The 22,496-nt window shown below is 71.8% G+C and carries 17 protein-coding genes; 13 read left to right on the top strand and 4 right to left on the bottom strand.

Annotated elements, in window-relative coordinates; all coding sequences use genetic code 11:
- Nucleotides 1–38: 38 nt before the first annotated feature.
- From BIU96_RS00725 to BIU96_RS00715, 3 genes are read right to left on the bottom strand one after another with little or no spacing between them, the layout of a single operon-like run.
- Nucleotides 39–767 carry a glycosyltransferase family 2 protein gene (locus BIU96_RS00725; protein WP_139199659.1) on the bottom strand — a complete coding sequence of 243 codons (729 nt, stop codon included), beginning with the start codon at nucleotides 765–767 and terminating at the stop codon, nucleotides 39–41.
- Nucleotides 764–2,137, bottom strand: a complete 1,374-nt coding sequence (locus tag BIU96_RS00720) for a bifunctional PIG-L family deacetylase/class I SAM-dependent methyltransferase (RefSeq protein WP_254785869.1) — start codon at nucleotides 2,135–2,137, stop codon at nucleotides 764–766. Before BIU96_RS00720 ends, BIU96_RS00725 begins: the two co-directional genes overlap by 4 nt.
- Nucleotides 2,134–3,195: a hypothetical protein gene (locus BIU96_RS00715; protein WP_071290688.1), complete on the bottom strand. Its 1,062-nt coding sequence runs from the start codon at nucleotides 3,193–3,195 to the stop codon at nucleotides 2,134–2,136. Before BIU96_RS00715 ends, BIU96_RS00720 begins: the two co-directional genes overlap by 4 nt.
- Before the next feature lie 110 nt (nucleotides 3,196–3,305).
- Between BIU96_RS00715 and BIU96_RS00710 the strand changes: the two genes are divergently transcribed.
- The 5 genes from BIU96_RS00710 to BIU96_RS00690 all read left to right on the top strand — a co-directional run bounded on the left by BIU96_RS00710 (nucleotide 3,306) and on the right by BIU96_RS00690 (nucleotide 7,969).
- Nucleotides 3,306–4,040, top strand: coding sequence for a response regulator transcription factor (locus BIU96_RS00710; RefSeq protein WP_368072961.1), 735 nt, complete (start codon nucleotides 3,306–3,308; stop codon nucleotides 4,038–4,040).
- The gene (locus BIU96_RS00705) at nucleotides 4,037–5,488 is read left to right on the top strand and encodes a cell wall metabolism sensor histidine kinase WalK (RefSeq protein ID WP_071290686.1); all 1,452 of its coding nucleotides are present in this window, start codon (nucleotides 4,037–4,039) and stop codon (nucleotides 5,486–5,488) included. The genes BIU96_RS00710 and BIU96_RS00705 overlap by 4 nt, the downstream gene beginning before the upstream one ends.
- Before the next feature lie 314 nt (nucleotides 5,489–5,802).
- Nucleotides 5,803–6,318 carry a 50S ribosomal protein L10 gene (rplJ, locus tag BIU96_RS00700; RefSeq protein WP_070418388.1) on the top strand — a complete coding sequence of 172 codons (516 nt, stop codon included), beginning with the start codon at nucleotides 5,803–5,805 and terminating at the stop codon, nucleotides 6,316–6,318.
- 51 nt (nucleotides 6,319–6,369) lie between these two features.
- Nucleotides 6,370–6,753 (top strand): 50S ribosomal protein L7/L12, encoded by a 384-nt coding sequence (gene rplL, locus BIU96_RS00695; protein ID WP_071290685.1) that lies wholly within the window; start codon nucleotides 6,370–6,372, stop codon nucleotides 6,751–6,753.
- A gap of 298 nt (nucleotides 6,754–7,051) precedes the next feature.
- Nucleotides 7,052–7,969 carry a hypothetical protein gene (locus BIU96_RS00690; RefSeq protein WP_071290684.1) on the top strand — a complete coding sequence of 306 codons (918 nt, stop codon included), beginning with the start codon at nucleotides 7,052–7,054 and terminating at the stop codon, nucleotides 7,967–7,969.
- A gap of 181 nt (nucleotides 7,970–8,150) precedes the next feature.
- Here BIU96_RS00690 and BIU96_RS00685 read toward each other — a convergent pair whose 3' ends face one another.
- On the bottom strand, nucleotides 8,151–9,575 hold the full coding sequence (locus BIU96_RS00685; RefSeq protein ID WP_071290683.1) for an amino acid permease: 1,425 nt from the start codon (nucleotides 9,573–9,575) through the stop codon (nucleotides 8,151–8,153).
- A 109-nt stretch (nucleotides 9,576–9,684) separates the two neighbouring features.
- Between BIU96_RS00685 and BIU96_RS00680 the strand changes: the two genes are divergently transcribed.
- The 8 genes from BIU96_RS00680 (at nucleotide 9,685) to BIU96_RS00645 (ending at nucleotide 22,451) form a co-directional block, all read left to right on the top strand.
- Nucleotides 9,685–11,583 carry an ABC transporter ATP-binding protein gene (locus tag BIU96_RS00680; protein WP_254785866.1) on the top strand — a complete coding sequence of 633 codons (1,899 nt, stop codon included), beginning with the start codon at nucleotides 9,685–9,687 and terminating at the stop codon, nucleotides 11,581–11,583.
- Between the two features lie 247 nt (nucleotides 11,584–11,830).
- Complete coding sequence (locus tag BIU96_RS00675; protein ID WP_083402541.1) at nucleotides 11,831–14,056, top strand: adenylate/guanylate cyclase domain-containing protein; 2,226 nt, start codon at nucleotides 11,831–11,833, stop codon at nucleotides 14,054–14,056.
- Entirely contained in the window at nucleotides 14,053–15,486 is a 1,434-nt protein-coding gene (locus BIU96_RS00670; protein WP_071290682.1) for a mechanosensitive ion channel domain-containing protein, read from the top strand. The genes BIU96_RS00675 and BIU96_RS00670 overlap by 4 nt, the downstream gene beginning before the upstream one ends.
- A gap of 9 nt (nucleotides 15,487–15,495) precedes the next feature.
- Nucleotides 15,496–16,860, top strand: coding sequence for a cystathionine beta-synthase (locus tag BIU96_RS00665; protein ID WP_071290681.1), 1,365 nt, complete (start codon nucleotides 15,496–15,498; stop codon nucleotides 16,858–16,860).
- Nucleotides 16,861–16,933: 73 nt separating this feature from the next.
- Nucleotides 16,934–18,079 (top strand): cystathionine gamma-synthase, encoded by a 1,146-nt coding sequence (locus BIU96_RS00660; RefSeq protein WP_071290680.1) that lies wholly within the window; start codon nucleotides 16,934–16,936, stop codon nucleotides 18,077–18,079.
- 49 nt (nucleotides 18,080–18,128) lie between these two features.
- Nucleotides 18,129–19,544, top strand: coding sequence for an MFS transporter (locus BIU96_RS00655; RefSeq protein ID WP_139199655.1), 1,416 nt, complete (start codon nucleotides 18,129–18,131; stop codon nucleotides 19,542–19,544).
- A gap of 34 nt (nucleotides 19,545–19,578) precedes the next feature.
- Entirely contained in the window at nucleotides 19,579–20,148 is a 570-nt protein-coding gene (locus BIU96_RS00650) for a hypothetical protein (RefSeq protein ID WP_071290679.1), read from the top strand.
- Nucleotides 20,149–20,438: 290 nt separating this feature from the next.
- Nucleotides 20,439–22,451: a protease pro-enzyme activation domain-containing protein gene (locus BIU96_RS00645; protein WP_254785863.1), complete on the top strand. Its 2,013-nt coding sequence runs from the start codon at nucleotides 20,439–20,441 to the stop codon at nucleotides 22,449–22,451.
- The last annotated feature ends 45 nt before the right edge of the window (nucleotides 22,452–22,496 follow it).

The following is a 22,496-nucleotide window of genomic DNA, read 5'->3' as shown; positions in this document are numbered from 1 at the left end:
CCGGCCCTGCCCGTCGCTATGTGAATCCTAAGGACGCCTCAACTCGCGTCGCCGTAGGTGACCCGGAGGTGCTCGGCGTACCCGCCCGGGGTCCGGCCGTCGAACCGGCCGCTCGTCACCACCGGCAGCTCGGTCGTCGCGCGGACGTCGAACCCGAGGGCGCGGGCGCGCTCCACCAGTCGGACGTCCTCGTGCTCGGGCACCGGGTCGAAGCCGCCGAGCGCGAGGGAGACGTCGCCGCGCAGCCCGAGGTTCGCGCCGTGGACGTGGCCGAGCGTCGACCCCGGCGGGTGGGCGTGCAGCCACCGCGCGAGCACCACGGGGTCGAGGTCGTCCGGGTCCGGCACGACCGCCCCGACGAGCACGTGCGCGCCGGCGTCGTGGGCCTCGACCTGCTGCGCGAGCCACCCGGGGTCGACCCGGGAGTCCGCGTCGGTGTGCGCGGTCCACCGGCGCGACGGCTCCGGACCGGTGGCCAGGGCGCGGGTGGTGCCAACTGCACGCGCCCGTCCGACGCCGAGCCGTTCGGTCTCCACGACGTCGAGCGGCAGCGTCTCCCACAGCGGATCGGCGGCTGCGGCGGCGCGGAGGACGTCAGCGGTCCGGTCGGTGCACCCGTCGAGCACGACCGTCACGGCGACCGCCACCTCCGGGTGGGTACGGGCCAGCATCCGGACGGCGTCGGCGAGCGCGCCCAAGCAGCCGGCGATCCCGTCCTCCTCGTCGTGCGCCGGGACGACGACGTCGATGCGCGCGGGGAGGCTCACGGGGTCAGTCCCTCGGCGGTCGCCACCGAGACGACGGCGGCGCCGGGGAACACGCTCAGCACGAAGTCCTCCTCGACGTGCCGGACGAGCGCCGGGCGCGGCCACCGCTCGGCGAGCCGCGCGTCGACGACGTCACCGCTCGACACCGCCTCGTCGTCGGGGTGCCGCCAGTGGCAGGCGACCAGGACGCCGTCGTCGTCGAGCGAGGCGAGCACGCGGTCGATCGTCGCGTCGAGGTCGGCGGGGGACAGGTAGTAGCCGACCTCGGACATCACGACGAGGTCCCACCGGCCGGCCGGCCACTCCGACGGCAGCGCGGCCTGCACGAACCGCGCGGTCGGTGCACGGTGGTGCGCACGCTCGAGCGGTGCGGCGGAGATGTCGGTGCCGAGCACGTCGTCGGCACGCTCCGTGAGCGCTGCCGTCAGCACGCCGGTCGCGCAGCCGAGCTCGAGCGCCGATCGGTAGCGCTCGCGGGGGAGCGCCGCCAGGGTCACGGCACGCTTCCGCCGCTCGTACCAGGAGCCGTCGAAGTCCCACCCCTCCGGCTTCCGCTCGTAGTGGGCGTCGAAGGACTCCCGGGAGCGGGAGGCCGCCGCCGCCGAGGCACGGTCGTCGTCCGGCGCGAAGAACCACTCGACGGAGCGGAGGTGGTGCGCGGCGTGCCGGTCGTCGACGATGGCCTCGTCCCCGGGCGCCGGCGACAGCGGCTGGGTCTGCGACCGGTACGCGTCGAGCGCCCGTCGCTTGCGGTCGAGAACGTCGGCCGGCACCGCGAGCACCCGCGCACGGTCCCAGGGCATCGCCGACGCGTCCGGGTCGTCCCAGTGCCAGGCCCAGATCGGGTAGGTCAGCAGCACTGCGCCCTCGGACCCGTCGACCACCTCTTCGGCGACCTCGCCCGCGATGCGGTGGTCACGGTGACCGTCGCCGCGCCAGGGCGCCACCACGAGCGTCGGGCGCGATGCCCCGGCGAGCCGTGCGGCCAGGGCGTCGCGGAGCACGTCGGGGTGCTCGCGCAGCCCGCCGTCGGGCACGTCGAGGACGGTGGCGCTCGCCGCGGGGTGCAGGACCCGGAGCGCGGTCCGGAACTCGTCCTCGCGGACCCTCCGGAGGTCGTCAGGGGTGGTCGTCGGCGAGTCCGGGTGCGACCACTCGCCGCGCGTGACGAGCAGCACGTGCACGGGGACCCCGGCGTCGGCCGCCGTGGCGATGAGCGCACCGGCGCCGAGGGTCTCGTCGTCCGGGTGGGGTGCGACGACGACCACGGAGCCGATGCCGTCGAGGGTCACCGGTGCTGCCGCGACGCCGGCCGTCGAACGGGTCCAGGCAGCGGGGTCCGTGCCGGGCTGCCGGTGGTCGAAGCTCACCACGCGACACCGCCGGCGCCCGCCAGGACCTTCCGGCCGATGCGTGCCAGGTCGCGGTCGCCGTGGTCCTGCAGCACGTAGAGCTCGAGGTCGGCGACCCGTGCGGCGACCGCCGGGTCGGTGGTCAGCGGGCCGGGGCCGACCGTCGCGACCACCCGGGAACGCACGGCGTCGACGGCGCGGCGGACCCGCGACCGGACGAGTTGCGCGAGCAGGGACCAGTCGGTGTCGTCGTCCTGCTCGGTCGCGTCGATCCGCGCGGCCGCGTCGGCCAGGGCGTCCTCGGCGTCGGCGAGGTCGACAACGGTGGCCCCGAGCGCCGCCTGCAGCAACTCGGAGTCGGGGTGGTCGGCCGCCAGCGCACGGAGCACCCGGGCGAGTCCGACCGCGCCGCCCCACCAGCACGCCGCGACGCCGATCCCGCCCCACGCGAACCCCGGACGCCGGAGGTACCAGCCGGGACCGCCGACCGGTTCGGCACGGACGCCGGCGAAGTCCACGGGGCCGCTCGGCACGTCCGGCATGCCCCGGGCGACCCAGGCCTCGTCGTGCACGGTCACGCCGGGCTGGCGGAGGTCGACCGCGAACAGCTGACGCTCGACCTCTCCGTCCGCGGACACGTGCGCGGTGACGAGCGCGTGGGAGAGCGTCGACGCCAGCGAGCACCAGGGCTTCGTCCCGTCCAGCACGACCGGACCGTCGGACGACCCGTCGGACGAGACGCTCGAGGCCGTCAGTCGGAGCCCCGGCCCCTCGGCGGCGAACACGCCCCACGTCGAGCCCGGCGGCACGGCGACTCCGGCCTGCGCGAGGATGCCGAGCGCGTCCAGGTGGGGTTCGACCGTCCGAGCGGTCGCGACGTCGGCCGCGGCGATCGCCGCGAGCGTCGCGAAGCACGAGCCGGCGGTGCCCGCGGACAGGATCGACGCCGTGGTGGTGACCGTCTGCGCGAACGCGAGCCGGTCCGCCGGGGACGAGCCGTGCCTCCCGGCCTGCTCCTCGATCCGGGCGCTGTCGACGCGACGGGCGGAGGACGGCCAGGCCGAGGAACGCAGCATTCCTCGAACCTACGGACGCGTGTCCGTGCGCGTCCTCGGCAACCCACAGACGGCAGAGGGGCGCTCCACAGACGCCTCATAGGAATCTCTCGATACTCGAAGACGTGACCATCTCCCAGCCTGCAGCAGCACCGCGCCTCACACGTGCCGACGGAACCCCGTTGCGCATCCTCGTCGTCGACGACGAAGCCAGCCTCACCGACCTGTTGTCCATGGCGCTCCGGTACGAGGGCTGGGACGTGAAGAGCGCGAACGGCGGGCAGGACGCACTCACGACCGCGCGGGAGTTCAAGCCCGACGCGATGGTGCTCGACGTGATGATGCCGGACCTCGACGGCCTGCAGGTGCTCAGCCGGCTCCGGCAGAACAACGACGACACCCCGGTGCTGTTCCTCACCGCGAAGGACTCCGTCGAGGACCGCGTCACCGGGCTCACCGCGGGCGGCGACGACTACGTCACGAAGCCGTTCTCCCTCGAGGAGGTCGTGGCACGTCTGCGCGGGCTCATCCGCCGCTCGCAGATCTCGATCTCCGAGGCCGGGGACTCCCGCATCGTCGTGGGCGACCTGGTGCTCGACGAGGAGTCCTACGAGGTCTCGCGTGCCGGCCGCTCGATCGAGCTGACGGCAACCGAGTTCGAACTGCTCCGCTTCCTGATGCGCAACCCGCGTCGTGTGCTGTCGAAGGCGCAGATCCTCGACCGCGTCTGGTCGTACGACTTCGGCGGGAAGTCCTCCGTCGTCGAGATCTACATCTCCTACCTGCGCAAGAAGATCGACGTCGGTGAGACCCCGATGATCCACACGGTGCGCGGCGTCGGGTACGTCATCAAGCCCACCTCGTGACCCTCCGGCGTCGGCTCGTCCTGAGCATCGTCGCCCTCGTCGTCGCGGTCAGCGCGGTCATCGGCGCGGGCAGCATCATCGCGCTCGCGTCGATCCAGACGGGGGCGATCGACGGGCAGCTGCAGAAGGCCACGACCCGTGCGAGCACGAAGTTCGGCGAGGGGGACGGGCAGCAGGGCGGGCGACCGAGCGACGACCTCCTGCAACCGCTCGGCCAGGCCGCCGGCACGCTGACCGCCTACTACGTGACGGGTGGCGGCGCCGGCGGCATCGTCCTGCAGGAGGACGGTTCCCGCGGGCAGCTCTCCACCCTGCAGCTGCAACGCCTCGGCGACGTCAAGGTCGGCGTCGCGCCGGCCACGATGGACCTCGGCGGGGGGATCGGCCGGTACCGTGTGGCCGCCGTGCAGGTCGACAACCCCGTGCTCGGCAACGCGGTGCTGGTCGTCGGGCTGCCGATGTCCCCGGTGTACGAGAGCGTCCGGTCCCTGCTGCTCGTCGTGATCCTCGTCGTCGCGGCCGCACTCGTCGCCGCATCGCTCGTGGCAGCCGTCGTCGTCCGCCGCTCCCTCCGGCCGCTCGAACGCGTCGCCGAGACCGCGTCGACCGTCGCCCGGATGCCGCTCGAGCGGAGCGACGCCCTGCAGGACGTCCGCGTCCCCGACACCGACCCCCGCACCGAGGTCGGCCGAGTGGGCAGCGCCTTCAACCGGATGCTCGGGCACATCGCCGGAGCCATGCAGGCCCGCGAACGCTCGGAGCAGAAGGTGCGCCAGTTCGTCGCCGACGCGTCGCACGAGCTCCGCACGCCGCTCGCGTCGGTGCGCGGCTACGCCGAACTCACCCGGCGGATGGGCGGGGACCTGCCGCAGGACGTCGTCTACGCGATGAGCCGGATCGAGTCCGAGTCGATCCGGATGACGTCGATGGTCGAGGACCTGCTGCTCCTCGCCCGCCTCGACGAGGGCCGCGAGGTCCAGTTCGACGACGTCGACCTCACCGGCCTCGTGCTCGACGCCGTGAACGACGCCCACGCCGCATCGCCCGAGCACCCGATCGAGGTCGACGTCCCCGATTCGCCCGTGGTCGTCGTCGGCGATGCCGCGCGGCTGCACCAGGTCATCGTGAACCTCGTGACGAACGCCCGGACCCACACGCCGGACGGCACCCGGATCACCGTCGGCATCACGCCCGTCGCGGGCGGCGTCGACCTGACCGTGCGGGACACCGGGCAGGGGATCGACCCCGAGTTCCTGCCGAAGCTGTTCGAGCGGTTCGCCCGTGCGGACAGCTCGCGATCCCGGACCGCCGGGTCGACGGGCCTCGGGCTCGCGATCGTGGACGCCGTCGTGCAGGCGCACGGCGGGTCCGTCGACGTGCGGAGCGAGCCGGGGGACACCGTGTTCACGGTGCACCTGCCGGTCTCGCAGTCGGCAGCCCGGGACTGACCGTCCATCGGTCCATCGGTCCATCGGTCCATCGGTCCATCGGACCGTCGGTCGGGAGGCGCGGGGCGGGCCCGCGCCGCGCCTCCCGTCCGCCGTTTGGTGACGACCAGAGCGTCTGGTACAGTTCTCGAAGCCAAAGACCGCCGGATGTTGCTGCGCTTGCGTCGCAACCGAAGGTCCTCTCTCGAGAGAGGCATCCCGCGCAGGTGTTCCGAACCACTCCCACCATCTGGTGAGAGCAGCTCCGAGCCTCTGCGCCGGAGCTTTTTTCGTTCGTGGACCTGGGGCTGCCGGCAAGACCCCCAAGGAGAACCATGGCGAACAAGGAAGCTGCGGTCGCCGAGCTCACGGAGTCCTTCCGTAGCTCGAACGCCGTTCTGCTCACCGAGTACCGCGGTCTCACGGTCGCGCAGCTCAAGGAGCTCCGCAACTCGATCCGTGAGCACGCCACGTACGCCGTGGTGAAGAACACGCTGACCAAGATCGCGGCGAACAACGCCGGCATCTCGTCGTTCGACGACGAACTCGCCGGTCCGTCCGCTCTCGCCTTCGTCCACGGTGACACCGTCGCCGTCGCGAAGTCGCTGCGTGCATTCGCCAAGGCGAACCCCGAGCTCGTGGTGAAGGGTGGTTACTTCGACGGTAACCCGCTCTCCGCGACCGAGGTGGACAAGCTCGCCGACCTCGAGTCCCGTGAAGTTCTGCTCGGCAAGCTCGCCGGCGCCTTCAAGGCCTCGCTGTTCGGTGCTGCGTACCTGTTCCAGGCACCCCTCTCGCAGGCCGTCCGCACCGTGGACGCCCTTCGCGAGAAGCAGGAGTCCGCGGCCTGATCAGGCACGCGTTCATCAACCACACGTACTAGCTAGTAGTAGGAGAAAATCATGGCGAAGCTTTCGCAGGACGAGCTCATCGAGGCCTTCAAGGAGCTCACGCTCATCGAGCTCTCGGACTTCGTGAAGAAGTTCGAAGAGGTCTTCGAGGTCACCGCTGCTGCCCCCGTCGCCGCTGCCGCGGTCGGTGGCGCTGCTGCCCCCGCCGAGGAGGTCGAGGAGAAGACCGAGTTCGACGTCGTGCTCAAGTCGGCCGGTGACAAGAAGATCCAGGTCATCAAGGAGGTCCGTGGCCTGACGTCGCTCGGCCTCGGTGAGGCCAAGGCGCTCGTCGAGACCGCTGACGCCAAGATCCTCGAGGGTGTCAACAAGGAGACGGCCGACAAGGCGAAGGAGGCCCTCGAGGCCGCCGGCGCCACGATCGAGCTCGCGTAAGTACTGCGCAACTCTGCGCGAAGGCCGCTGCCCCTCCGGGGGTGGCGGCCTTCGTCGTGTGCGGGGTGCGGTGCGGTGCGAGCGCGGTGCGGGCCGGGCCGCTTTCTGTCGCTTTCGCGAAAGCGACAGATGGGCCCGAAAGGATCACGGCTTCTTGTCGCTTCGGCGCCTCTGACGGTGCCCGCTTCCCGAGGTTGGTCGCTTCCGCATCGCCGGCCGGCTGCCTGGAGGCACGTGGGTTTTCCACAGATCGGCGAACGACGCCGGCATTGGTTGCGCTGGGCGACAGAGTGCTGCGATGCACCCCGCCAATGCCATCGCACTGTTCCGGACGAACAAACTCGAGCGCGCAGCCGCACGACAGCTGCAGCGCCGCAAGCTGGCCGGCGAACTCGTCCGCGTGCGCCATGGCGTCTACGTCGAACGCTCGGCGTGGGACGCACTCGACGGCCTGAGCCGACACCTCGTCCGCATGCGTGCCGCACTCCCGCTGCTCCGCGAAGGCGCCGTGTGGTCGCTCGACTCGGCGGCTGCGATCTTCGGGGCACCTCGTCTCGACCCGTGGCCGGAGCGCGTCCATGCGAACGTGCTCGGGCTGGAACATGATCTCCGCCGTGCCGGACTGACGATGCACGCCGGGTCTTCGCTCGTGTCGGGGCGCCGGTTCCACGGTGTCGAGTACACCGATCTCGCGCAGACGACGATCGAGCTCGCCCGTCGAGGACCCCTGGCCGCGGCGGTCGTCGGGCTGGACCACGCGCTCCGCAACGGAGTAACGCACGAAGACCTCGAGCGCCTGGCGCTGGTTGCGGGTCCGTGGGGCGCGGTCCGGCTCGAGCACGCGTTGGAGATCTGCGACGTTCGCCACGAGTCGGTGGGCGAGTCCTACTTCGCAGCGCGTGCGGCCGAGCTCGGGTGCCCGGACATGGAACCGCAGCACGAGTTCGTCGGCGTGGACGGCGCCGTCGACCGGGTCGACTTCTGGCTGCCGCGGCAGGGCATCGTGATCGAGTTCGACGGTCGGCAGAAGTACGAGGACCCGGCGATGCTGCATGGCCGAAGCGGGTCCGAAGCGCTGTGGATCGAGAAGCAGCGCGAAGACCGGATCCGAAGTCGTCGGGAGGTCCGCAGGTTCGTGCGTGTGCACTGGGCGCACTGTGCCGATCCGGAGCGCCTCCGCACCCATCTCCGGCAGCACGGTGTCCCGTGTCGGTGAGGAGCGAGCGCCCCGCGCGCACCCCGGCCGACTCGCTGCGCGACAGATCTCGCGGAACGGTCACCGTTCCTCCCGGCGAAGCGACAGATGCGCGCGGAAGTTCCGCAGCCAACTGTCGCTTTCGCGAATCGGGGCCGCCGCGCGCCGCGCGCCGCGTGCGGGACCGCCCCCGTAGCGCGCGTCAGCGCAGCGTGCTGTGGCGGCGGCCGTAGGCCAGGTACAGCACCGCGCCGGCGACCATCCAGATGCCGAACGCGATCCACGTCCCGACGCCGAGGAACACCGCGAGGAGCACGCAGCAGAGCGCCCCGACGACCGGCACGACGGGGAACAGCGGCACGCGGTAGGACCGCTCGAGTCCGGGCTGCGTGCGGCGGAGCACGATGACTGAGACGTTGACGAGGGCGAACGCCACGAGCGTGCCGATGCTCGTCGCGTCGGCGAGCTCCCCGAGCGGCACGAGTGCGGAGACCACGGTGACGACGAGCCCGATGATGAGCGTGTTCCAGATCGGGGTCCCGGTGCGGCGAGAGACCTTGCCGAAGACCTTCGGCACGAGGCCGTCCCGGGCCATGGTCAACAGGATGCGGGTCTGCCCGTAGAGCACGGTGAGGACGACGCTGGCGATCGCGACGACGGCACCGATCGAGAACACGAGCGCCACGACCGGCTGGCCGGTGACGTCGACGACGATCCGCACGAGGGACGCCTCGGACGACGAGAACTGCGTCCACGAGCGAGCTCCGATCGCGGCGATCGCGACGAGGATGTAGAGCGTGGTGATCAGCACGATCGAGCCGATGATGGCGCGGGGGAGGTCGCGGCGGGGGTTCTTCGCCTCTTCGCCCGCGGTGGACGCCGCGTCGAACCCGATGTACGAGAAGAACAGGCGGGACGCCGCGGCCGTGACCCCGGCGGCGCCCATCGGCGCGAGCGGCTCGAAGTTCTGCGCCTGGAACGCCCAGAACGCGACCACGACGAAGAACACGAGCAGGGCGATCTTCACGAGCACCATGACGGTGTTCACCCAGGCGCTCTCCCGCGCGCCGGGCAGCAGGATCGCTGTGGCGAGGAGCACCAGGACGGCGGCCGGCAGGTTCACCACGCCGCCGTCGCCCGGAGGTGCCGAGAGCGCGGCGGGGAGGTGCAGCCCGAACACCCGCAGGGTCTCGTCGACGTACTCGCTCGCGCCGACCGCGACGGCGGCGACCGACACGGCGTACTCGAGCACGAGGCACCAGCCGCACACCCAGGCGATCCCCTCGCCCATCGTGGCGTAGGTGTACGAGTAGCTCGACCCGGAGGTCGGCACCGCGCCGGCCATCTCGGCGTACGAGAGCGCGGAGAGCAGCGCGGCGATCCCGGCGAGCACGAAGGAGATCCAGACGGCGGGCCCGGCGAGCGGCACGGCGGTGCCGAGGACGACCAGGATGCCGGTGCCGAGCGTCGCACCGACGCTGATCATCGTCAGGTGCCAGACCCCGAGCGAGCGCCGGAGCGGTTCGCCGTCCACCCCTGCCGAGGCCTCGGCCTGCAGCTGCTCGATCGGCTTGCGGCGTGCGAGCTGCGTGCGGAGGGACGTGGGGCGGGTGGACGCGGACGTCATGGGACCTCGAGTGGTGCGGGGATGGGGACGGCAAATCGTCGCATGCCCCCTGAACAGGGTCAAATGAGCAGGGACGGCCGACGTCGCACCCCGGGGCTAGGTTGGCTCCATGAGCATGCACGGCGGCGGGATGCGCGGCGGGGGCGGTGGTGGTGGTGGCCGCGGTGGCGGTCGCATCTCGAGCGGCGACTTCGCGGCGCAGAAGGCCGCCAACGCCGAGGCGCCCCGGATCCCCAACCTCGTCAAGCGGATCTCGGGGCTGTTCGTGCCGCACCGGAACGCGATCATGCTCACGGTGGTGCTCGTGCTGGTGGGCGCGGCGATCTCGGTGATCCCGCCGCTCCTCACGCAGAAGGCGTTCGACGAGGGCCTCTTCCCGAAGGACGGCCGCGGGCCGAACCTGCCCGTGCTCTACGAACTCGTCAGCGCGATGGTCGCGCTGTGGATCGCGAGCGCCGGGGTCGGCGTCTGGCAGACCTACCTGACGGCGACGGTCGGCAACAAGGTCATGGGCTCGATGCGCATGCGGCTCTTCGGGCACCTGCAGCGCATGGAGCTGGCGTTCTTCACCCGCACGAAGACCGGCGTGATCCAGTCGCGGTTGCAGAACGACGTCGGCGGGGTCGCCAGCGTGCTGAACAACACCATCTCGTCCGTGCTCGGCAACACCGTGACGGTGATCGCCGCGGTGGTCGCGATGCTGCTGCTGAGCTGGCAGATGACCCTGGTGGCGGTCGTGCTGCTGCCGCTCCTCGTCATCGCGCAGCGCCGGGTCGGACAGGTCCGCGCACGCATCGCCGGCGAGACGCAGGAGTCGCTGTCGGACATGACGGCGATCACGCAGGAGGCCCTGAGCGTCTCCGGCATCCTGCTCGCGAAGAGCTTCAACCAGCAGCGCAGCGAGACCCAGCGGTACGGCGCCGAGAACCGGAACCAGATCCGGCTGCAGGTCCGCCAGCAGATGTCCGGCCAGTGGTTCTTCGCGATCGTGCAGATCTTCCTGTCGATCATCCCGGCGATCATCTACGTCGTCGCCGCGTTCCTCATCATCGGCGACGTCCCGATCACCGCGGGCACGATCGTGGCGTTCACGACCGTGCAGTCCCGGTTGCTCTTCCCGACCGTCGGCCTCCTCCGGGTGGTGCTCGACCTGCAGACCTCCGGGGCACTGTTCGCCCGCATCTTCGAGTACATGGACCTCGAGCCGGCGATCACGGACTCACCGACGGCGAAGCCGGTGGACGAGTCGCGCGTCGGGCACGTCGCGTTCGAGGACGTCACGTTCACCTACCCGGACGGCGAGGCCGACAAGCCGACCCTCCGCGGGGTGTCGTTCGAGCTCCAGCCCGGACAGTTCGCAGCGTTCGTCGGCCCCTCGGGCGCGGGCAAGACGACGGTGTCGTACCTGGTGCCGCGGCTCTACGAGGCGACGGCGGGTTCGGTCCGGTTCGCCGGGCAGGACGTCCGGGACATCGTGCACGAGGACCTCATGCGCCACGTCGGCATCGTCTCCCAGGAGACCTACCTGTTCCACGCCACGATCGGCGACAACCTGCGCTACGCGAAGCCGGACGCCACCGACGAGGAACTCGAGCAGGCGGCGCGGGCGGCCAACATCCACGAGACGATCGCGTCGTTCCCGGACGGGTACGACACCGTCGTGGGGGAGCGCGGGTACCGGTTGTCCGGCGGCGAGAAGCAGCGCATCGCGATCGCACGGGTGCTGCTGAAGGACCCGCCGGTGCTCGTCCTCGACGAGGCCACGAGCGCGCTCGACTCCATCTCGGAGCGCGTGGTGCAGACGGCACTCGACACGGCCGCCGCGGGGCGGACGACGATCTCGATCGCGCACCGGCTGTCGACGATCCGTGACGCGGACGTCATCTTCGTCCTCGACCACGGCCAGATCGTCGAGCAGGGCAGCCACGAGGAGCTGCTCGGCCGCGACGGCATCTACGCGACGCTGCACCGGCAGCAGAACGCCCCGGCGGACGCACTCGGCAGCTGACGTGGCGCGGTCCGCGCGTGCCGTGGCGGCGCGCTGCGTGGCGGCGTGCGGCGTGCATCCCGACGCTCGAGCGCGAGCGGCTCGCGTCCCACGAGACGGACTGGAGGCGCGGGTCGGCGCCGCCCCGCGCCTCCAGGCCGGTACGAAAACGGCACCGATGATGACGCGAGCGTTGCTCGCGTGGTAGCAGTTGTCCGGAGAGCGCGAACACGATCGCGAGCACCCCGTGCCCTGAGCGGAGTCCGAAGTGACAGCTGTCCCACCGTCCGACCCCATCCCGCCCACGGGCCCGGCGAGTCCCGGTGCTCCTCGCGTCGTCGAGGACGCGCCACGACGGAGGGGGAAGTTCCGCGCGTTCCTCACGAGCGGGACGCTGGACATCCAGTCGAAGCTGCTCGTGATGCTCCTGGCCGTGAGCATCGTCGCCGCCCTGGTGGTGGGCGTCGTCGGGTACCTGAACGGTCGCGCCTCGCTCGAGACCGCCGCGTTCAACCAGGTCACCTCGCTCCGCGAGAGCCGCACGACCGAGCTGAAGCGCTCGTTCGGCCAGTTCACCCAGACGGTGGTGTCGCAGACGCGGAACGCGAGCGTCATCGGCGCGACGAAGGCCTTCGAGTCCGGGTGGGACGAGCTGCAGTCGCGTCCGGTGTCGGACGACGACCACGCGAAGGTCGACGCCTGGTACCGCGACAGCTTCGTGCCGCAGCTCGACGAGCGGAACGGCGGGTCGGCGAACCCGGACCAGTTCGCCCCGACCGAGGACCCGCAGGCGTACCTGCAGGCGCGGTACACGGCACCGTTCACCGACTACGACAAGGCGATCGTGCAGGACGACGCCGGGGACGGCAGCGCGTGGTCGACGGCGCACGCCGAGTACCAGTCGTACTTCCGGCAGGCCGTCGAGTCTGCGGGCTACGAGGACCTGCTCCTGATGAACACCGACGGCGACGTCGTGTACTCGGCGTACTCGGGGGCCGACCTCGGCACGAACCTCGACGACGGCCCGTTCCGCGACTCGAACCTGGCGACCGGCTACGAGCAGGCGCTGCAGTTGACGAGCGCCGACGACTTCGTGGTGACGGACTTCGCCCGGTACGTGCCGAGCCTGAACGTGCCGACGCTCTGGGTGATGTCCCCGGTGGGCGAGGACGGCAAGGTCATCGGCGTGATGGCGGTCCAGGTGCCGATCGACCTCATCAACCAGGTGATGACGGGCAACGAGCAGTGGAAGGACGACGGCCTCGGGGACACCGGGGAGTCGTACCTGGTCGGCGACGACAGCCTGATGCGGTCGTACCCGCGCCAGCTGCTCCAGCACCCGGAGCAGTACCGGCGCGACGTGGTCTCGGCCGGGACTGCTCCGGCGACCGCCAAGCGCGAGGTGGCCGTCAAGGGGTCGGTCCTGCTGCAGGAGGTGAACACCACCCCGGTCAGTCGGGCGCTGCAGGGCAAGACCGGCACAATGATCTCGACCGACTACCGGGGCAAGGAGGTGCTGTCCGCCTACGCCCCGCTCGAGGTCGACGGACTGCGCTGGGTGGTGGTCGCGCAGATGGACTCGTCGGAGGCGTTCGCGCCGGTGAACGACTTCGCCCGGAACATCGGTCTCGCGCTCGTCGGCATCATCGTGCTGGTCAGCCTGCTGTCCCTGCTGCTCGCGCAGGTGTTCGTCCGGCCGATCCGACGGCTGCAGACCGCGGTGAACCGGGTGAGCTCGGGTGACCTCGGGGTCGAGGTGCAGACGAAGGCCGGCGACGAGATCGGCGACCTCGGCCTGGCGTTCAACGACATGAGCCGGAGCCTGCAGGTGAAGCAGGACCTCCTCGACGAGCAGCGGCGACAGAACGACACGCTGCTGCTCACCCTGATGCCGGAGGAGGTCGCCCGCCGCTACAAGCAGGGCGACGAGACGATCGCGGCGGACCACCAGGACGTCGCGGTCGTGTACGCCGACATCACCGGCTTCGACGAGTTCGCGGCGGACCTGACGGCGGAGGAGTCGCTGTCGCTCGTCAACGACGTCTGGCGCTCCCTCGACGAGGCCGCAGGACGACACGGCATCGAGCGGGTCCGCACGACCCGCAGCGGCTACCTCGCCAGCTGCGGACTGAGCGTGCCGCGCGTGGACAACGTCCGCCGGGTCGTCGACTGGGCGGAGGAGGCCCAGGGCGTGCTCGAACGCTTCAACGCGCAGCACGGCGCGAAGATCGGCCTGCGCGCCGGGATCGACACCGGTCAGGTCACGAGCGGGCTCGTCGGCCGGTCGAGCATCGTCTACGACATGTGGGGCGACGCCGTGAGCCTGGCGTACCGGGTGCAGGGCATCGCACCGGCGCCTGGGGTCTACGCGACGCAGCGGGTGGTCGACAAGCTCGGCGACCGGGCCGGCGTGCAGGACGCCGGCGAGGTGCAGACCCAGGCCGGTCCGCAGCGGATCTGGAAGCTCGAGCGCACGTCGGGAGCGGTGTCGTGACCGCGTTCTGGGAGCAGGCGTGGTTCTGGCCGGCGATCAGCGTCATCGTCGGGCTGCCGCTCGTGCTGCTGGTCCTGACCGAGCTGCAGTCGAACCTGGAGCGTCGCGGCAACGCGATGCACAAGGTGGTCGGGCTGCTCCGGAACGCCGTCGTGCCGATCATCGCGATCCTCGTCCTGTCCGTCCAGGTGACCGACGCCGTGGACCCGGGCAAGCCGGTGGCGAACCAGGTCATCGGCACGGTGCTCGGCTTCCTCATCATCGTGTTCGTGCTGAACGGCCTCAACATCGTCCTGTTCACGAACGCCCGGAAGGGCAGCTGGCGCGAGAAGATCCCGTCGATCTTCGTGGACATCGCCCGCATCGTGCTCATCGCCCTCGGGCTGGCGCTCGTGTTCAAGATCGTGTGGGGCGCCGACGTCGGCGGGATCTTCACCGCCCTCGGCGTCGGGTCGCTCGTCATCGGCCTCGCGCTGCAGTCCGCGGTCGGCCCGGTCATCGCCGGCCTGTTCCTGCTCTTCGAGCAGCCGTTCCGGTTGGGCGACTGGCTGGACACCGGCGGGGTGCGGGGCCGGGTCGTCGAGGTGAACTGGCGGTCGGTGCACATCGACACGGGCGCCGGGATCCTGATCATGCCGAACTCGTCGCTGGCGGGCGCGTCCTTCACGAACCTCAGCCGGACGGGAGGCACGTTCCCGGTCACGACGGACGTCACGTTCACGACGGACGACCCACCGGCGGCCGTGGTCGCGCTGCTCCAGCGGGTCGCGTCCGGCCTGCCGCAGCGGTACCCGGGCACGCAGCCGGTGGCCGTCCCGACGGGTGGCGCCGGGTACTCGCTGGCGTTCGAGGTCCGGGGCCCGTCGCAGGAGGGCGACGCGCTCGCCCAGTTCCGGATGTGGCTCTGGTACGCGGCGCGTCGCGCCGGCCTCGGGCTGGACGGCGACACCACCGACGACTTCGTCACCGACGAACGGCGCGACGCCGCCGTCGAGACGATCGCCGCGACCCTGTACCTGACGGGCGACGACGTGGCGGCCCTGGCACCGGTCACCCGGCTGGAGCGCTACGCGGCGGGGGAGACGATCCTCACCGCCGGCACGGTGCCGGACGCGGTCCGGTTCGTGCTGTCGGGGAGCGTCGACCTGCGGGTCCCGTTCGAGGACGCCGAGCTGCCCGCGACCCGCGTCGAGGCCGGCGACTACGTCGGGCAGACGGCGTTGACCCGGGAGGCGCTGCTCACGAGCGCGTACGCCCTCACCGAGGTCGCGGTGCTGGTCGTGCCCGCCACGGCGCTCGACCAGATCGTCCGGGGGACCCCGGCGTTGGCGCGGGACATGGGCGACGTCATCGACCGGCGGCGGCAGGAGGTCTCGGCCGCGGTGTCCGCGCACGTCGCATCCCAGCAGCGGACGGTGTCCGCCGCCTAGGATCGACGGGTGCGTTACGCGAACTCCGTCATCGACCTCGTCGGCGACACCCCGCTGGTCAAGCTCAACCGGGTGACCGAGGGGGTGCGCGCGACCGTGCTCGTCAAGGTCGAGTACCTCAACCCCGGCGGGTCCTCGAAGGACCGGATCGCCACCCGCATCCTCGACGCGGCCGAGGCCTCCGGCGAACTCGGCCCGGGCGGCACCATCGTCGAGCCGACCTCCGGCAACACCGGCGTCGGGCTCGCGCTCGTCGCGCAGCAGCGCGGCTACCGGTGCGTGTTCGTGCTGCCCGACAAGGTCGGCGAGGACAAGCGCAACGTGCTGACGGCGTACGGCGCCGAGATCGTCGTGACGCCCACCGCCGTGCCCCCGGAGCACCCCGAGTCCTACTACTCGGTGTCCGACCGGCTCGTCCGCGAGATCCCCGGGGCGTACAAGCCGAACCAGTACGCGAACCCGAACGGCCCGCGCAGCCACTACGAGACCACCGGTCCGGAGATCTGGCGCGATACCGAGGAACGCGTCACGCACTTCGTCGCGGGCGTCGGCACCGGTGGCACCATCTCCGGCACCGGACGCTTCCTGAAGGAGGCGTCGGACGGCCGCGTCCGGATCGTCGGCGCCGACCCCGAGGGGTCCGTCTACTCCGGTGGCACCGGGCGCCCGTACCTGGTGGAGGGCGTCGGCGAGGACTTCTGGCCCGGCGCGTACGACGCCGGCGTGCCGGACGAGATCATCGCCGTGTCCGACGCCGACTCGTTCGCGATGACCCGGCGGCTCGCGCGCGAGGAAGGGCTGCTCGTCGGTGGCTCGAGCGGCATGGCGGTCGTCGCCGCGCTCCGTGCGGCCCGCGACCTGACCGAGGACGACGTGGTCGTGGTGCTCCTGCCGGACGGCGGCCGCGGCTACCTCGGCAAGATCTTCAACGACCGGTGGATGCGCTCGTACGGCTTCGCCGAGACGGACGACGAGCGGACCGTCGGCTCGCTCATCGCGGGCAAGGACGGCCGGCTGCCGGACCTCGTCCACGCGCACCCGTCCGACACCGTGCGCGAGGTCGTCGACATCATGACGAAGTACGGCGTCTCGCAGATGCCCGTGCTGAGCGCCGAGCCGCCCGTCGTCATCGGCGAGGTCGTCGGCGCGGTGGAGGAGAAGGCGCTGCTCGAGCAGGTCTTCACCGGCGCCGCGAAGATGGCGGACGCCCTGACCGGGTTCGTCGGCGACCCGCTGCCGCTCATCGGCGTCGGCGAGTCCGTGTCGTCCGCACGCCGCGCCCTCGAGTCCGTCGACGCGCTGCTCGTGGTCGCCGACGGCAAGCCCGTCACGGTCCTCACCCGCCACGACCTCCTCACCTACCTGTCCGAGTGACCGGCCTGTCTGAATGACCTACCTGTCCGAGTGACCGGTCGCCCGACCGCTCCCGAGTAAGGAACCCGCCCGCATGACCGAGTTCAGCACCCGCGCCATCCACGCCGGCCAGGAGCCCGACGGCCCCACCGGCGCCGTCATCCCGCCGATCCACCTGACGTCGACGTACGTGCAGGACGGCATCGGAGGCATGCGGAACGGCTACGAGTACTCGCGGGCGGGCAACCCGACGCGCGACTCGCTGCAGACGCTCCTGGCGGACCTCGACGGCGGCATCGCCGCGTACTCGTTCGCCTCCGGTCTGGCGGCGGAGGACGCCCTGCTCCGTGCCGCGCTCGCCCCGGGCGCCCGCGTCGTGATGGGCAACGACGTCTACGGCGGCACGCACCGCCTGGTCAGCCGCCTGCACGTGCCGTGGGGCGTCGAGCTGGTCGTCGTGGACATGAGCGAGCTCGACCAGGTGCGCGCCGCGCTCGAGGGCGCTCCGGCGCAGACGGTGCTCTGGGTGGAGACCCCGACCAACCCGCTCATGAAGATCGCGGACATCGCCGCCCTCGCGACCCTCGGGCACGAGGCCGGTGCGCTCGTCGTCGTCGACAACACGTTCGCCTCGCCGGCGCTGCAGCAGCCGCTCGCGCTCGGGGCCGACGTGGTCGTGTACTCGACCACGAAGTACCTCGGCGGCCACTCGGACGTGGTGGGCGGTGCCGTGGTGCTCGCCGACGAGGAGCTCGCGGCGAAGGTGCAGTTCCTGCAGTTCGGCGCCGGGGCGATCTCGTCGCCGTTCGACGCGTTCCTCACGACCCGCGGCATCAAGACGCTCGCGGTCCGGATGGAGCGGCACTCGCTGAACGCGCAGGCCGTGGCCGAGGCGCTCGTCGCCGCGCCGGGCGTCGAGCGCGTCTACTACCCGGGGCTGTCCGACCACCCGGGGCACGAGATCGCCGCCCGGCAGATGCGGGGCTTCGGCGGGATGCTCTCGGTGGCGCTGTCCGGTGGGCCGTCGGCCGCACGGCGGTTCGCGGAGTCGACCGAGCTGTTCGCGCTCGCCGAGTCCCTCGGTGGCGTCGAGTCGCTCATCGGGTACCCGTCGGAGATGACGCACGCGTCGGTGAAGGGCACCGAGCTCGCCGTGCCGGAGAACGTCGTCCGGCTGTCGGTCGGCATCGAGGACGCCGGCGACCTGGTGGCGGACCTGCAGCAGGCGCTCGCGCGCTGACGGACGGCGCGCACGCGCCGACGTCGCGGGCTCGCCCTACGATGATCGGGTGAGCACCGCGGCGACGAGGACGAGTCTGTTCAGCGGACCGTACGCCCTCGCCACCGTCGGCATGGTCGCGATCGTCGCCGTCGCCGCGTTCCAGAACCTGGCGATGACGACCGTCATGCCGGAGATCAGCCGCGACCTCGACGGCGAGACCCTCTACGCCCTCGCCTTCGCTGCACCGTTGGCGGCCGGCGTGCCGGGCATGGTGCTCGCCGGCAATTGGACCGACCGCGCCGGCGGCCGGGTCGTCGCGTGGGTGTCCGCCGCCCTGTTCGCCGTGGGGACCGCGGTGGTGATGCTCGCGCCGACGATGGAGGTCTTCCTCGCCGGTCGACTGGTCGAGGGCTTCGGGGCCGGCGCGATCGACGTCGTCCTCTACGTGCTCGTCGCCCGCATCTTCCCCGCCGAGCTGCACGGCCCGGTGTTCGCCGGGTTCGCCGCCGCCTGGGTGGTGCCAGCGCTCGTCGGTCCGGCCCTGGCGGGCATCGTCACCGACGTCTGGAACTGGCACTGGGTCTTCGCCGGCGCGCTCGTGATCGCCCTCGGCGCCTTCGCCCTGCTCGTCCCCACCCTCGGCCGCCTGCACCCGCCGGCCGCGTCGCTCCGACCGCCGTGGCAGCGTGCCCGCATCGCGTGGTCGGTCGGCGCCGCGGTCGCGATCCTGCTGCTCAACATCGCTCCGGACCTCGGCGCCTGGGCCCGGGTGGCGGCCGTCGTGGTCGGACTCGTCGGCACGTGGTTCGCCCTGCGCCCGCTGCTGCCCGCCGGGACCTTCCGCGCCGCTCCGGGGTTGTCGTCGGTGGTCCTGCTCCGCGGGCTCGTCGCGGCGGCGTTCTTCGGCAGCGAGGCGTACGTGCCGTTCCTGCTGCAGGCGAAGGACGGACTCTCGGCATCGGCCGCCGGGCTCGCGCTCACCGTCGCCGCGCTGAGCTGGGCCGGAGCGTCGTGGGTGCACGGCCGCCTGGGGGAGGACCGGCTCACCGCCGCCCGCACGTTCGGCGTCGGTCTGGCACTCGTCCTCGTCAGCCTGCTCACCGCGCTCGCCGTCGCGTCCCTGGCCCTGCCGTGGTGGCTGCTCGTCGTCGGGTGGTTCGTGGGCGGCGCCGGCATGGGCGCGATCTACCCGCGGACCTCGATGCTCACGCTGCGGTTCTCGCGCGAGGGCGACGACGGCTTCGCGAGCTCGGCCCTGACCATCGCCGACGCCTCGGGCAGCGTGATCGGCCTCGCCGTCACCGGCCTGCTGTTCATCGGTACCGGCGGCGCCGAGGGCACGGTGTCGTTCCCGCTCGTCTTCGCGGGGATGATCGTCATCGCGGTCCTGGCGATCGCCGCCGTCCGTCGGCTCGGGCCGGTGCCGCCCCCGGCGTCGGGCTCGACCTCTGGCTCGGCGTCGGCGACCGGCGGGACCGGGTAGCGTGGCAGACCGATCAAGCGTTGGAGGATCCGTCGTGCTGCGCTCCGTGGCCGCCCTCGTGGCGGTGTGCTCGATGCTCGTCCTGGCCGGGTGCCAGGGCACGACGTCCGATGCGCCCACCCCGGTCGAGAGCTCGGACCTGACGAGTTCGGACGGCGGGTTCGACCAGCACGCCGTGGTCGGGGTCGTCCTGCTCCCCGCCGCCGCCACCGCCGGTCCGACCTCCGGCGGGGTCGCCCTGCCGGACCGGTTCGAGCGGGACCTGACCTCGGCGGGCTTCCGGCCCGACGTCCGGGTGGCCGGCGCGACGGACCCGTCCGGTGACCAGCGGGCGGCACTCCGGACCCTCGTCCGAGCCGGCGCGAAGGTGCTCCTCGTCGAGGCCGCCGACCCGTCCGCCCTGAGCGGCGAGATACAGGTCGCGCACGACGCCGGTGCGGTCGTCGTCGCACTCGGCGACCCGCTGCCGGCGTCGGGGACGGGCGGTGACGGCGTCGCCTCGGACTACCGGGTGCAGGGCACGGACTCCGACGCGGCCCTGGTCGGCAAGTCCGTCGCCGTCGTCGAGTCGCTGCAGCGGGGCGAGAAGCCCACCACGGGCTGAGCGCGGCAAGTGCACACGATGCCGCCGCGCCGCGCGCAACACCGGCACGCCGGTTCAGGGCAGGGACCCAGCACGCCGCCGTCGATCCCAGCAACGGCGGGGCGGAACGGCTGAGGGGAGCAACAGCTTCGCCCCCCGGACGGGTGACATGGTTCGTCGGTGGAACCACCGACTGTCCGAGCCGTCGCGCCACTCATTACAGTCACCTCACCGCAGCCCACGAAACCGCTGGGAACGGACCGCCCCGGCGACCCGCGACCACGAGGGGCTCACCGTCGAGAGGACCCGAAGTGCAACGACGCCCACCGACCCCCGGTCGGACCACCCCCTCCACGAGCCGGACGCGCACCACCGCGATCGCGCTCACCACCGCGGCGTGCACCATCGGCGCCGTGCTCTTCGCCGCCGGCCCGGCCGACGCGGCGACCCGGCACGTGCTGCCGGACTCGACCCCGACCTGGGCGACGAGCGCGAACGACGCCGGCACGGTCGCAGCCAGCACCGACGTCGAGGGCGAGGTGTACCTGCCGCTGCAGGACCAGCGCGGGGCCGAGGCCCTCGCGACCGCCGTCTCGACGCCCGGGAGCGCGCGCTACCGAAAGCCCCTGAGCCCGTCGGCGTGGATCGCGAAGTACGCCCCGACGAAGGCGGACGCCGACCAGGTGACCGGGTTCCTGCGGGCGCAGGGCCTCTCGATCACCGCCGTGCCGGCCAGCCACGAGTACGTCGTGTTCCGCGGTCCTGCCTCGGTGGTGAACTCGGTGCTCGGCGTCTCGCTGCACCAGTACCAGCACGCGGGTCGGACCCTCGTCGCGCCGTCGTCCGCGCCGAGCCTGCCCGCGTCCGTCGCCGGGCTCGTCAGCGGCGTCAGCGTCGACCAGGGCCGCCTGCTGACCCACCCGGAACTCGTCCAGCAGGGGGAGACACCGGCGACCTCGACCCCCGCCCGCTCGCTCAAGCAGCAGGCGACGGCCCCGACCGGCATCCAGGCGAAGTGCTCGCAGTACGACGGCCAGCACACCGCGACGGTGCCGGCGGCCTACGGCAAGACCAGCGTGCACACGTTCGCGTGCGGCTACGTCCCGAAGCAGATCCGTTCGGCGTACGGCGTCGACGGGCTGGCCGCGAAGGGCGTCCAGGGGCAGGGCCAGACCGTGGCGATCATCGACGCGTACGCCTCGCCGTCGATCGTCCACGACACGAACAGCTACTCGGTGCAGAACGGCGAGCCGGCCCTGACGAGCGCGACCTTCGCCCAGCGCATCCCCTCGCCCGCGCAGTTCACCGACCAGGCGCTCTGCCAGCAGCCGAGCGGGTGGCAGGGCGAGGAGACCCTCGACGTGCAGTCCGTGCACGCCGTCGCTCCGGCCGCGAAGATCCTCTACGTCGGCGGCACGAACTGCGGCGGCGGACTCGACGTGGCGATGTCGAAGATCCTCGACCAGGGCCTCGCGAACCTCGTCAGCAACAGCTACGGCGACATCGGTGAGAACGTGCCCCTGTCGAGCATCCGCGGCCAGGAGAACCTGCACGTCCAGGCCGCCGGCGAGGGCATCGGCCTGTACTTCTCGAGCGGCGACAACGGCGACGAGTCCGCAGCGCTCGGCAGCGCCCAGCCCGACTTCCCGGCGTCCAGCCCGTGGGTGACCTCGGTCGGCGGCACGAGCCTCGGCATCGGCAAGGACGACCGCAAGACGTTCGAGACCGGGTGGGGCGACGTGCTCGACCAGATCGTCAGCAGCGACCGCGGCAACGTCTACTCGACGCCGCTCCCCGGTGGCCTGGTCGGCGGTGGCGCCGGCGGTGGCCGGAGCACGCTCTTCGACCAGCCCGCGTACCAGAAGGGCGTCGTCCCGGCGTCGCTCGCCGGTGGCAAGCGCGTCTCGCCGGACCTCGCGGCCCTCGCGGACCCGTACACCGGGTTCTCGATCGGGATCCGCCCGATCACGGACGACTCGACGCTGGCCGTCGGCGCGTTCGAGAACGAGACGTACGGCGGCACGTCGCTGGCCTCGCCGCTGACCGCGGCGCTGTCGGCGCTCGTCCAGCAGTCGACGCACACGCGGCTCGGGTTCGCCAACCCGACGCTGTACGCGACCTACCGTGCCGCACCGACGGCGTTCAGCGACGTGCGGCCGCCGCGGTCGCCGATCGCCCTGGCCTACACGAGTGCGACCTCGGGCAAGGACTACCTGGTCACGCTCGACCACGACACGTCGCTCACCACCGCCAAGGGGTACGACGACGTCACGGGGCTCGGTGCAGTGTCCTTCACCGGCATGACGCAGGTGGCGCGCCGGTAACGGACGCGACCCGGGACGGACGGACGGACGGACGGGAGGCACGGT

It is taken from the genome of Curtobacterium sp. MCBA15_008 (genome assembly GCF_001865065.1).
Classification (GTDB): domain Bacteria; phylum Actinomycetota; class Actinomycetes; order Actinomycetales; family Microbacteriaceae; genus Curtobacterium.
The sequence above is the reverse complement of the archived record's forward strand: the minus strand, read 5'-3'. Positions and strand labels throughout refer to the sequence as shown.

Excerpts from the sequence above, each read along its gene's own strand:
- BIU96_RS00715 (WP_071290688.1), bottom strand. The coding sequence starts at position 3,195 with ATGCTGCGTTCCTCGGCCTGGCCGTCCTCCGCCCGTCGCGTCGACAGC.
- rplJ (WP_070418388.1), top strand. The coding sequence starts at position 5,803 with ATGGCGAACAAGGAAGCTGCGGTCGCCGAGCTCACGGAGTCCTTCCGT.
- rplL (WP_071290685.1), top strand. The coding sequence starts at position 6,370 with ATGGCGAAGCTTTCGCAGGACGAGCTCATCGAGGCCTTCAAGGAGCTC.
- BIU96_RS00690 (WP_071290684.1), top strand. The coding sequence starts at position 7,052 with ATGCACCCCGCCAATGCCATCGCACTGTTCCGGACGAACAAACTCGAG.
- BIU96_RS00685 (WP_071290683.1), bottom strand. The coding sequence starts at position 9,575 with ATGACGTCCGCGTCCACCCGCCCCACGTCCCTCCGCACGCAGCTCGCA.
- BIU96_RS00680 (WP_254785866.1), top strand. The coding sequence starts at position 9,685 with ATGAGCATGCACGGCGGCGGGATGCGCGGCGGGGGCGGTGGTGGTGGT.
- BIU96_RS00660 (WP_071290680.1), top strand. The coding sequence starts at position 16,934 with ATGACCGAGTTCAGCACCCGCGCCATCCACGCCGGCCAGGAGCCCGAC.